This window comes from Chitinispirillales bacterium ANBcel5 (assembly GCA_029688955.1).
Taxonomy (GTDB): Bacteria; Fibrobacterota; Chitinivibrionia; order Chitinivibrionales; family Chitinispirillaceae; genus Cellulosispirillum; species Cellulosispirillum alkaliphilum.
This window is the reverse complement of record JARUKZ010000034.1, coordinates 32,274-43,586: the sequence shown is the minus strand read 5'-3', so window position 1 is coordinate 43,586 and position 11,313 is coordinate 32,274. Positions and strand designations below refer to the sequence as shown.

General features: G+C 45.8%; 11 protein-coding genes. 1 reads left to right on the top strand and 10 read right to left on the bottom strand.

What is annotated here, in order from left to right:
- The coding region (locus tag QA601_15100) for a hypothetical protein (protein MDG5816422.1) at positions 1 to 312 on the top strand (312 nt) is incomplete at its 5' end.
- Between the two features lie 194 nt (positions 313 to 506).
- Here the strand turns inward: QA601_15100 and QA601_15095 are convergent.
- The 10 genes from QA601_15095 to cobI form a co-directional block, all read right to left on the bottom strand.
- A complete protein-coding gene (locus QA601_15095) occupies positions 507 to 2,558 on the bottom strand; it encodes a carbohydrate binding domain-containing protein (GenBank protein MDG5816421.1) in 2,052 nt (683 codons plus the stop codon).
- Between the two features lie 37 nt (positions 2,559 to 2,595).
- Positions 2,596 to 3,795, bottom strand: coding sequence for a hypothetical protein (locus tag QA601_15090; GenBank protein MDG5816420.1), 1,200 nt, complete (start codon positions 3,793 to 3,795; stop codon positions 2,596 to 2,598).
- Positions 3,792 to 4,676, bottom strand: coding sequence for a TIGR02147 family protein (locus QA601_15085; GenBank protein ID MDG5816419.1), 885 nt, complete (start codon positions 4,674 to 4,676; stop codon positions 3,792 to 3,794). The genes QA601_15090 and QA601_15085 overlap by 4 nt, the downstream gene beginning before the upstream one ends.
- Before the next feature lie 320 nt (positions 4,677 to 4,996).
- A complete protein-coding gene (gene cobK, locus QA601_15080; protein ID MDG5816418.1) occupies positions 4,997 to 5,788 on the bottom strand; it encodes a precorrin-6A reductase in 792 nt (263 codons plus the stop codon).
- Positions 5,763 to 6,497 (bottom strand): precorrin-3B C(17)-methyltransferase, encoded by a 735-nt coding sequence (cobJ, locus tag QA601_15075; protein ID MDG5816417.1) that lies wholly within the window; start codon positions 6,495 to 6,497, stop codon positions 5,763 to 5,765. Before cobJ ends, cobK begins: the two co-directional genes overlap by 26 nt.
- Positions 6,494 to 7,300: a cobalamin biosynthesis protein gene (locus QA601_15070; GenBank protein MDG5816416.1), complete on the bottom strand. Its 807-nt coding sequence runs from the start codon at positions 7,298 to 7,300 to the stop codon at positions 6,494 to 6,496. The genes cobJ and QA601_15070 overlap by 4 nt, the downstream gene beginning before the upstream one ends.
- Positions 7,287 to 8,042 carry a precorrin-4 C(11)-methyltransferase gene (cobM, locus tag QA601_15065; protein ID MDG5816415.1) on the bottom strand — a complete coding sequence of 252 codons (756 nt, stop codon included), beginning with the start codon at positions 8,040 to 8,042 and terminating at the stop codon, positions 7,287 to 7,289. Before cobM ends, QA601_15070 begins: the two co-directional genes overlap by 14 nt.
- The gene (gene cbiE, locus QA601_15060) at positions 8,039 to 8,677 is read right to left on the bottom strand and encodes a precorrin-6y C5,15-methyltransferase (decarboxylating) subunit CbiE (GenBank protein ID MDG5816414.1); all 639 of its coding nucleotides are present in this window, start codon (positions 8,675 to 8,677) and stop codon (positions 8,039 to 8,041) included. Before cbiE ends, cobM begins: the two co-directional genes overlap by 4 nt.
- Positions 8,670 to 9,746 (bottom strand): cobalt-precorrin-5B (C(1))-methyltransferase CbiD, encoded by a 1,077-nt coding sequence (gene cbiD, locus QA601_15055; GenBank protein ID MDG5816413.1) that lies wholly within the window; start codon positions 9,744 to 9,746, stop codon positions 8,670 to 8,672. Before cbiD ends, cbiE begins: the two co-directional genes overlap by 8 nt.
- Positions 9,743 to 11,293, bottom strand: coding sequence for a precorrin-2 C(20)-methyltransferase (gene cobI, locus QA601_15050; GenBank protein MDG5816412.1), 1,551 nt, complete (start codon positions 11,291 to 11,293; stop codon positions 9,743 to 9,745). The genes cbiD and cobI overlap by 4 nt, the downstream gene beginning before the upstream one ends.
- Between the last annotated feature and the right edge of the window lie 20 nt (positions 11,294 to 11,313).

Below are 11,313 nucleotides of genomic sequence, written 5' to 3'. Positions count from 1 at the left end.
GCAATTTTGAGTGCCGGAAGTGCAATTTTGAGTGCCGGAAGTGCAATTTTGAGTGCCGGAAGTACGATTTGGAGTGCCGGAAGTGCGATTTGGAGAAAATTCCTTACCAACTGGGTGGCATTCACTCATCAATCATCTGTGAAGTATAAGGGTTCATCACTCATATCCAAAAAGTGGAATTTGTTCACAGCATACATCTCCAGAAAATTTTTAAAATTATCCGGAGAGCAGCAAACCAAAACTACAACATGTAAAAAATCTACGATTGCATCCGGATATGTTTTGGGCGTTGCTCAATTATCAGTACTATGAGGTCATTATATTGAGGGAGCTTTTATGAAGCCCCCCTTTTTAACCTTCACTATCCTTGTTTTGCCGTTCTTCAGTGCGATGCGGAGGCCATCTTTGACCACCGCACTGGTTTCCTTGCCCTGAAAAAAAGGGTGTAGTGTTGGGGCCCCTATAGCGGCCCGTACTACCTTGCACACTATCACTTCTGCTTACATTTACCTGACTTTTATCTTTTTATTACCCACCTCAATTACGTTCCTATCCAAGTTTATCCTCACAGCTCTTGGTTTTTCCCGTCCCACACGCAGCCAATAAAGTCCTGTTGCAAGATTGTTAAAATTTATGTTCTGCCCTGTGCCTCTGCGAACCAGTTCCCCACGAATTGAAAAAAGTGACCACTCCTCATTAGAGGGAGAGACGGATGTACGTCTGACACCACTGTTACGGGGTACTACTGAAACTGTTGTATCACCAAGCTCAACTACCAGAGTTGTCAGGGACTGACCTGGAACAACCAGATCTTCACCAAGATCTATGCCTGAAAGAGAAGTGAACCATTGATCTTCAACCGACTGATAACCTTTTACGCTCTTTACACCTACTCCAGCGTGCGATAACGTGAGTTCCTGAGACAAAGGTGAACGGTTTACAAGCACCGTTGTGATTGAGGTTTCATCGGGTGAAATGAAAGATGAGGCAGAAAGCTGACCTGTAGCGCCACTTGAAGCAATACGGTGGTACCCTTGGTGAATGTATTTTGAAAAGTGCTTGATTGTATAGTAGTGGCTTTGAACCTGATAATTACCGTCTGTATCAACTGCAATCATTGCCTGATCGCTCTCCTCATCCCACATTAGCTCCCAGTAAATATACGCAGATGTGTTGGCCTCCAGAAGGTTTTGCTGAATTGTATGAGCGGTAGCCAGCCAGTCATAATTGGTTGAAGAGAACTCTGTCATCCAGTTTGGTTTGTTGCCGAAATCATCACGGATCATATTGAGAAGATCCGCGTCAATTGTTCCCGGTCCATTGTAGAAATTATAAATATGGTATCCATAGGCATCGATATAATCTTTTGTACTTAAAGGTTCATTCATTGAACTGAATGTATTTATACTGTTATCCCAAATAGCCTGTCCGATGTTTTCTGTCTCGGGGGCAATGATTTTAGGTACATCTGATCTGCCGCTGATCCGTCCATACACACTGTCAAGAGCGATATCGAACCCGGGGAATTCTGAGGTTTCTGTAGGTCGCCAGGCACAGGTGGTCCAATTTTCAGTTGTAAAACCTGGTTCATTCTGAATGCTTATGTAATCTGGTGTAAAGCCGATGCTATCAAGCACATCGACCCAATACTGAGCAAACTCAGAGTACATGAAATTACCTGAATCGTCTTTTTTCAAAGTACCTTCACTAAGATCATCGTTGCTCTTTAGAGAGGAAGGTGGTCCCCAGGAGCTGAGTAATACCTCTATTTCGGGGTTTCTGCTCTTGGCCTCTTCAAAAAGCTCCTGTGCAGCAACAAAATGAGGCCTAAACCAATCTACTTCCATAGTTTGAGAAGATTTACTTGTTGGATAGTCTTGAGGATAATACCAGTTTTTTAAGCGAAGGACATCCATTCCCAACTCCTCAAAGAGCAAGGTAAACAACTCCTCCTTATGAGGACTTCTGGTGATACGGTCGGAGTGCCAGGTAAGCGCACCACCAAAACCAACCATCTCCTGATATCTTGAAGATGGATCTATAGTGATAGGGATAGCACCACCCGCGTTGTCCTCTCCGCTGATTACAAATTCATCGACCAGAAAAGTACCAGACTCAAAAAAGTGAATCTTTAGCTGCAAGTCGTCTTCCTGGGCAGTGAAAGTCCAGCTGTGTTCTTCCCAACTGTTACTTAGCGCGAAATCCCTGGATGAATAGGTGCTGTTCTGTTGTACCATCCGCAAGCTGCTTCCGGTGGGACTTTTTCCATAAAAGGTAAGTGTATATTCCTGCCCCTGTACTGAGGCCCATCCGGAATGTATGCTCTGGATGTCCCATGCATCGGTTCCGGCCCTTTCAACCTCCACATTTAATGCATTTGCTCCTGACTGAACATCTGTGGTTTCCAAACTGAAGGTAGCCTCTCCATCTCCAGCAACCAAATGTGTCCAGTTTTCCATCTCATTTTCGAACCCCCCATTGGTTAGCAGATTCGTTTGTGCCACTATAATTACAGGATAAATAAGAAGTGCTAAACTAAAAAGAATTTTTACTTTCATTTTATCTGCTCCTCTAGAAGGAAAAGGGTTCTAACAATTATTGATTCTCCATTTGCAATAAAATCTCTTCAAGTGTAACGCCCTCTATTCGAAGGTCATCAATCCAAAACTCTATCAGAGGTGTTTCGCTGTAATAGCCTGAAGCCTCAAACTCTATTCTTGTAATCCTTTGTGCTGCCTGCTTCCAGGTAATCCCCGAGTCCCAAACTTCAGTATTTTTTAACACCCCGAGGGAATCAGCTGTAATGGTGTACTTTACCCATTGGGGTTGCAGGTCGATTGTGTACCCAAAATGGGGCCAGTGTGAGATAGAATCAACGGTGGAAGATTCTATACTGAGACGCACTGTTCCTGTACCCTTTGCCCTAAAAGAGATTGATTCCAAGGCGGTAAGGTCAAATTCAAACCCACAGTCACTTAAACCCAACCCTATTCCCGCCCAGGCATCAGGGGTTGTGTCCAGCGCTATTTCTGATTTCAGCGCATAGCCATCCTCATCAGGCTCAACACTCCACTGCAGTTGTGAATTACCTCCCAAAATTGTATCCATGAAGGAGTACCAGAAACCACCTGTAAATTCCCCCAGGGCGCTTTTGGTATTTCCATCCTCAAAATCATCAAGTAAAAAACCGGAAAAAGAGAGTGGGACCTCCCTGGCTTCAACCCGAGCTCCGGCTTCCAGTAATTGACTCCCTATAATGGTAGCTCTGCCATCATCTGATTTCGCGACAAGAGAATAGGATCTGGGACTGATATTTTCAAACAAATAAGTTCCCTCACTACAAATACTGCTTTTGTAAGATGTCCCTGTAAGATGGATAGAAGCAGAAACCGTATCGCTATGGCCTACAGCGCCACTAAGTGACGCGCTCTTTTGAAGAAAAAGTGTGTCCAAAACCTTACCTTCCACAGAGAAATCAGGGATAAAAAGGGTTGAGTTGTGATGGTCAATCTGAATATTATACACTTCCTCAGGAAATAATCCAGTGGTGATAGTTCCCCTATCATCTGCTTTAACAGTATCAATAACAGGTGATATCCCTTGCAGTGTTTTACTGATCCAGTCTGAATGAACAAATGTCACCTTCGCGAATTCGGCAGGTTCTCCGTTTTGGGTGACAATCGCTACGTTGGTAGTTTCAGAACTGTTCCCGCCACTCAGAGGAGAATTACACGAAAGAAAAAACCAGAACAGAGCTGGCGCGAACTGTATGGAATAGTGTAATAGTCGCTTCATGATTGTTGATCCTCTTCATTAAGCGTTCTGGATAATGGATAGAGCTGAAGATTTAACTGAAAGACCTGATTGGCATCTTCATCATTGTTGGCTATCTCTATCACTTGTTTCCGGCACTCGGTTAATACCGCGCGTATTTTTTCAAAACTACTGCGTGAGATCCCTACACTCAGAGAAGAGATATCTCTTGAGTGTGAAGGGAAACGCTCAAGAGCTTCCATTGCAAGGCTCATTGTTTCTCTTTGAAAATTAGCTACAGCAAGTGAGCGAACTTCTAAACCCGTTGAGATAGCATTATCTGTAAGCTCATAGTACCCCTCTTTATTCTCCCGAATAAAGGATAGTTTCTTAAGAAGCTTTACAGATTTTTTGGCCTGTCGTGTTGTAATTGAGGGTGTTACCAGACGTGCTATGGTTTCATACTCATCACCGAGCTTCTTCATCCCCAGTATAGATCTGACAGCACTATAGTACCATTTAGAGTAGAATTCATACTGATCGGTATGGAGAATTTTAGATGCGCTGTAACCCTTATGGGTTAGAAGACTTTTTAGCTGAGCAAAGTAGTTGTTGCGTTTTTCGATACTCTGAGCCTGATTAAACAGAACAAGCGCCATGAAAAACCGCTCTTCCCAGGAGTTGTGATTGAGAAACTGTGAAATGGCTGTTGCTGTTTTGACTCGGATTCCTTTTTCACCCTGTAAAACCGAAGTGAGCCAGGATGAGGAGGTTATCCCAATTGCCTGTGCAAAGCTTCTGTTGGTCACTTTCCTGCCACACTCTTTTGAGCACTGAAGACAGTCTTTAAGGTAAGACCTGTAATCCAGATAGTTTTTTATGGCCGGAAGGGGTAGGGTTCCGGGATCTGGTGATTGTTTCATGGGGATAATATAGGTAACAAGGGTGGTGATGTCAACCCCTAAGAGCTGACAATGCATTTTTGCAAGAGAGCAAATAACGCCTTTTTTGCTATATTTATGCTCTTTTTATTCTTTAGCGCCCTATTTTGGTTAAATAAAAGAGAGCAAGAGATGCTATTACAAAACCTTTTGAAGCATAAAAAATGCGAGATCAACCAACATTTATCTCTATATATTTCAGACACAATAGCTACAGTGAGCCCCGGACCGGCTTTCAACCTCTATGCAATATGGTAAAAACTCAGTGATCACTCAGGGTGAGCGTAGGAAAACAGCGCTCCCTACCGCCCCATCACCTTAAACACCGCATCTATCACTTCCTCAATCTCTGAAAACGAACCCCGGGGCTCTTGTGGTCGCTCTACAACTATAAGTTTCGCCCCGCAAGCCCTGCACGCGCTCACCTTTTCCGGTAACCCACCGGATACTCCACCATCTTTGGTAACAAGCGTTTCAATTCCCAGCTCCGTTATAAGCCTTCTGTTTTCCTCTGCCGAAAAAGGCCCCCTGCCTGTGACAATCTGCTTTTCACTCAACCCTGCCTTACTACAGGCATCAACCGATTCTTTGCGTGAAAGAACCCGGGCATAAAAGGGTATACCTTTTTGAATGAATACCGAAGCGTATAGTGCAACCGTATTGGCACCGGTAGTAAGAAGTACTGTTCCACTCAAACCTTTAGCCAGGCTTGCTGCTTCTTCATGTGAAGAAACTACCATTATATCAGTAGCTTCCTTAACAGTGGTCGCGGGACGCACGTAACGAATAAGCTTAACCCCACACATTCCGCACGCTTCAGTGAGAGTACTTTTCACCTCAGTAGCATAGGGGTGAGTTATATCCACCACACACACCGGATGTTGCTCTTTGATCAGAGCTACAAAACCTTCGGTGTTAAGCCTTCCTGAGATCCTAACTGCAGCCGAGTTATGAAGAGTCGGGAAAACTTCATCAGTAGCAGTGCAGAGAACAACGTTTGCACCGACCTCTTCTAAGCCAGTAACGATCGATTCCGTTTCTGCAACTCCCCCAACCACAAGCACGCTTCTATTCATGATCTGCTCTGTTGCCATCCAGCCTGTATCCCCGCAATGAAACCATTCGCCCATCCAGAAGCGCTACATCACCAGAGCCAATAATTATCGTAGTGCTCATCCCGATTTGGCACTCTCTCAATTTCCCCAGAGTTGTAACTGTCACCACCTCTTCATCTTCGCTGCTTGCCTTTGTCACAATTCCCACGGCAGTCTCAGCGCTCCGGTGTGCACTGAAGATCGAAACCATCATCTCAAACGGTTCAGTCCTTGTTTTACTCTTAGGGTTATAGATCACTGTGACCATATCCAGAGCCGCAAGTGCTTCCAACCGCTTTTTTATCCTCTCCAGTGGCACAAGAAGATCTGAAAGACTTATCACCGCGAAATCATTCATAAGTGGGGCCCCAAGCGCTGCAGCTGCTGCATTTGCCGCGCTTACACCACACACCACCTCAACGGGAATGTCTAGCCCTTTTCGGTGAAGAATCTCAAGCACCAAACCAGCCATACCATAGATTCCGCTGTCACCCGAAGAGATCACCGATACAGTGTGGCCGTTGCAGGCATACTCCACAGCACCGGTACACCTTTCAATCTCTTTTCGCATGCCACTTGAATAGCACTGTTTACCAGATGTAAGATCAGCGATACTTTCAAGATAGGGCGCATAGCCAACGATGATATCGGAATCAAGGACAGCTTTTTCTGCCCTGTGTGTTCTGTCGAGTTTATTGCCCGGACCTATTCCGACCAGGTAGAGTTTTCCCTTGCTATCGCAACGGTCACTCCGTTTTTCTGAATGCGTTTGAGTACTAATGTTGTGTTCCTTCCTGCGGCAAGTGCTGATGGTTCCGCGACTGCCGGTAAATTAAACTGTGACATCACCCGCTCTGAAACAGTTACCATTCCTGCAAACTGCCTTATACACCAGTCGGGTATGAAACGCAACGGCACTCCGCAGGACAGAGCTGCTTTAATAAGTCCCCGCTCGTTTGATTTAATAACCGATGAAGCGATATATCTTACAGATTCGAGTGTAAGCGAAATCTGGCTTAGTCCATCATGGATAAGCTCAACAATATTTTCACTTGATGTATCCCGTCTGCATCCCACCCCTATGTAGTAGGGTTTTAGTGCTTCAGTTGTGGTGGTGATGATTGGCTCTGCACCTGTTGCGTTTGCTACCGCAACAGTTAATTCATTGGCTCCCCCCTCATGCCCCGAAAGAATCGACATACACCATAACCCTGCTGCATCAACACATACAACTGCAGGGTCACTGAGCTTACTTTTGATATGAGGCGCGATAGCCCGTACGATCACACCTGATGGGCCGATATAGATTATTCCGCTGTATTTGTTAAAGGAAGAAGAGATGAGCTCAAAGATCGACTCAAAAGGTAGAGAGCCAAAAACCGGTTGCAGATCCTTATGCAGATACAGTACCGCTCCCGAAAAGCGGGAACAGACCTGCTCTGCAATCATCGCCCCCTGCGGACTATGAGCAATGATTGCTACCTTCACCATGAACTCTTCATGACTGCGCATCACGATACTCATGGGAGAAAAATTTGTTATACAGGTACGATTCCGATTGACTACCACTCAATGCTTCCCCTATAATAACCATAGCAGTTTTCTTTATATCAGATTTTGCAATCTGCTCAGCTATAGTAATGAGAGTACCTCTCACTACCTTTTGATTCTTCCGGGATGCATACATCACCACAGCAACAGGACAGTCACTGCCGTAATGAGGAGAAAGTTCTTTAACAATTGTATCCATTGCACCAACCGACAGAAAAAGGCAAAGAGTAGCTTTTAGTGGTGCGATATTCCCAAGGGATTGTTCTTTTGGAACAGGTGTTCTTCCGGCAACCCTTGAAAGAATTACGGTCTGTGATCCACCGGGGACGGTAAGTTCACATTTGAGTGCTGCAGCAGCTGCCTGATATGATGAGACACCCGGAACGATCTCATACTCTATACCACAGGCATCCAGTCGTGCCATCTGTTCACCGATAGCCCCGTACAATGACGGTTCTCCGGTGTGAAGCCTCACCACCGTACAATCCTTATCAGCATAACTTTTCATAGTAGCAATAATCTGATCAAGTGTCATACGCGAGGAATCATAAAGAACAGCATCCTTATTCACCATACCAGTTACCGTCTCGGGAACAAGTGATCCGGCATAAATACAGCAGACGCATTCGGAGAGCAGGCGGGCTGCTTTTAGCGTGAGCAGTTCCGGATCACCCGGCCCCGCTCCTACAAAATAGAGTTTCATTGTTTCTCCTTCGCTCTTTTCCAAATAAGAATGGTAAGCCCTGCAATAATCTCTTCAGTTATATTTGCATCACAATAAACGTCTATCGATTCAGTTTTAAGTGTTAGATTTTTAAGGATAAAAAGTGTATAACTATCCTTTAGCGCCTGATGCAGTGAGTTTATCCATGCGATATGTTTTCTGTTACCCGCAAGCAGGATCAATGCGCCTTTTCTCAAAAGCAGATCGTAATCCACCGCGTTGGTCACAGCATGAGCCGAAAGAATCTCTGCGCTGGTCCAATCAACACCCACAGCTGCGGCTGCTACCTGCACGGCACTTATTCCACTAACAATACGATACTCATCAGGATAGGCAATTCTTAAAGGAGTCGCAAGACTTGACACCATCGGGTCTCCTGAAACAAGCACTGTAACCCTTTGGCCCTTTTTACGAGCTGAATCAATCACACTTTTAACATGGCTCAGATCGGATGTGGTAATTATCTCTCCTTTAAAGGATGTAAATAGTTCACATAAACGCCTTGACCCAACAACGATTTCGCTCTCCTCTACAGCGTTGCTAACCGCCTGTGTAAGATAATCGCTTGACCCGGGACCGCACCCTGCGATTGTAAAATACCACCCTCTATTCAATTTTTGTACCTCTTTTCCATCCTGAGATTACCTCCCCACTCATGGATACCAGCACCACCTCTTCACAGAGACACTTTACTGCAGCAGCTGTCTTCACAGCCTTATCAAGTGATAGTGCGATTTGTGCACACGCGTCCTTAAGCAGCTTTTCACGAACGGGCGAATCGAGTGATAGAAGCAGGTCTTCGGTGGTGATACGATCTTCAGTTACAGAGATTCCTGTATCCAGCAGATAGTTCTTGAGTATATCAACCGCCCGAAGAGATCGTGACGAGTGGGTATCCCCCACTGTTTGTGTAAGCTTTACAAGCTTTCCCGGATGACCGACCACAGTAAAGCTACGAAAACCAAACGCACCAATACGCTGCATTGCACTATCCCAGGCATTTCCAACCTCAACAATTCGATTCTTGCTGCCAGGAAAGATCTTTAGTGCGGCATTACGCCCGATATTACCGGGAACCAGAACAGGATCTTTAACTCCCCGTGCAGCAGCGATGCTCAGTGAACACCTGATCGTCTCAGCGATAGCATCTGTTGAAAAGGGGCGCACTATACCGGTAGTGCCAAGTATAGAAAGTCCACCCTCTATTCCAAGACGTGGATTAAATGTTCGACTTGCAACTGCCTCGCCCCCGGGGATCGACACTGTTATGCTCATTTTTTCTCTGGTTACCGACTGTATAGCCTGCACAATCATCTGTCGTGGCATAGAATTTATTGCCGGCTCACCCACCGCGACGGTGAGACCTGGCAGTGTTACAGTCCCTACTCCCTCCCCGGCATAGAAACGATTTTCATCAGATTGCTCCAGCTCAACAGAAACAAGCATTCCATGAGTAGAATCGGGATCATCTCCGGCATCTTTTCTAACCGACGCGCCCCCCTTTGTACTGTCAAACCATACTGATTCAATAGTAATTTGAACTGTCCTGCATTCAGGAAGGGCAACTGTTACCGATTTCACCGTTTCTTTTTTGCATAGTGCCAGTGCTGCTGCCTTGGCAGCTGCTGCAGCACAGCATCCGGTGGTGTAACCGGTGCGCCCTCTTCCCTGCACACCGTTCATACAGCCCAGCTCTTGCGCCGCACATGGATCGTTGCTGTAGCCATGTATCCTTTTGCCGTATGCACCGCATCACGAATATCGTTAAAGACAAGCTGTTGTTCCTGTTCAGCGTAACAAACCAGCCTTGCCTGATCGATAAGCCCCTTCTGTTCAAGCAAAGTGGCAAGCTGATCCAGCACTGAAGCACATTTGTACAGAACCAATGTTTCACACCGTTCAAGCGCGTCACTTACAGCATCCATATCCTGAGCACTCATGAGTATCATCCGGTCCTCCTGACTCGTAAGAGGTTCGGTAAATGAAGCCGCAGCTGCCTGAAAAGCGCTGATCCCCGGTATAATGTGAAGAAGCGTTTCATCCATCTGCTCTCTAAGCATACTCATCAGATAAGCGGTGGTACTGTAAAGATGAGGATCACCGAGCGTGATCTGTACAACTTTTTTCCCTTCATTACAGTACTCTTTTACTTTTCTGGCGATTTGCGACCAGTTTTCCATTGTCCGGGTCAGATCTCGTGACATCGAATACACATGCTCCAGAATCTGCTGATCAGGGCGTAAACAATCAGCAACGGTTTCCAATGCTAAGCTTTCGGTGGTTACTGCAGATTTAGGGGCAATAATTACATCCGCAGCTCTGATTACAGTCTCAGCCCGCCTTGTCAGAAGATCCGGCGCACCAGGTCCCACACCTACTGCATAGAAGTGCCCGTTCTGTGGTTTAAATGCTTTTCGACTGGTGAGGGTATCAAGTGCCGCGCTGCAATGGTCAATAAAAACTTGTTGTATTCCGGGATGCATCCCCAGTGATGGTAGAATACTCAACTCATAATCGCCAAGGATATTTTTCCACGATGAAGGTTTCTCGCCCAGAACATCATCCTCCACATGCACTCCGCTTACCATTAGTAATGGCAGTACATCAATCGATCTATTCTGCCCCGAAAGTGAGCTAAACTGTTCAAGCGATGCAACACCCGGTTCCCCGTCAAATGTTGCGAGAAAGGCGTGTTCAGACTGTTTGCGGATATGGCGTTCAAGTGACAGCAGTGGGGCATTAAGACTGGAATCAGATCCGTTGCCGTGTCCTGCAAGAATTGTGGCTGTATCCTTTTGGATCATCGAAAGGCACAGTGAAGCTACCCTCTCGATATCCTGTGCGCCGGCAAGTAAAGGAAGTGCAGTGTGAATCTTCATTCCACTAACCTTTAGCCCGGTGATACGCTCGTACTCCTCGCCTGGAATAACAAACAGCGGTACAACAGCACACGACTCCACACCTTCAGCTCTCAGTATCTCAAGTGCTTCCGAAACGTCAGCTATCGGAGTATTACGTTCACTCATCCTCTTTTTCACCGTTTTGGAGGTAAACCCCCATATACGACGGTGGTCCGGAAACGACTGTTCAAACGCCTTATCGATCTTTTCATAGGTGCTGCGTCCGGCTTCAGAATTGCTTCCAAACGCAGCGAGAAGAATCGCGGGAAGGGATGGGTCCATTGGTCCCTTTATATGATCAGTAATAATTTTTCTCTCGAGCAGTTTCATACGGTTTTTCACAGATAGGG

Coding starts and splice junctions, on each gene's coding strand:
- QA601_15095 (MDG5816421.1), bottom strand. CDS start 2,558: ATGAAAGTAAAAATTCTTTTTAGTTTAGCACTTCTTATTTATCCTGTA.
- QA601_15090 (MDG5816420.1), bottom strand. CDS start 3,795: ATGAAGCGACTATTACACTATTCCATACAGTTCGCGCCAGCTCTGTTC.
- QA601_15085 (MDG5816419.1), bottom strand. CDS start 4,676: ATGAAACAATCACCAGATCCCGGAACCCTACCCCTTCCGGCCATAAAA.
- cobK (MDG5816418.1), bottom strand. CDS start 5,788: ATGGCAACAGAGCAGATCATGAATAGAAGCGTGCTTGTGGTTGGGGGA.
- QA601_15070 (MDG5816416.1), bottom strand. CDS start 7,300: ATGCGCAGTCATGAAGAGTTCATGGTGAAGGTAGCAATCATTGCTCAT.
- cobM (MDG5816415.1), bottom strand. CDS start 8,042: ATGAAACTCTATTTTGTAGGAGCGGGGCCGGGTGATCCGGAACTGCTC.
- cbiD (MDG5816413.1), bottom strand. CDS start 9,746: ATGAACGGTGTGCAGGGAAGAGGGCGCACCGGTTACACCACCGGATGC.
- cobI (MDG5816412.1), bottom strand. CDS start 11,293: ATGAAACTGCTCGAGAGAAAAATTATTACTGATCATATAAAGGGACCA.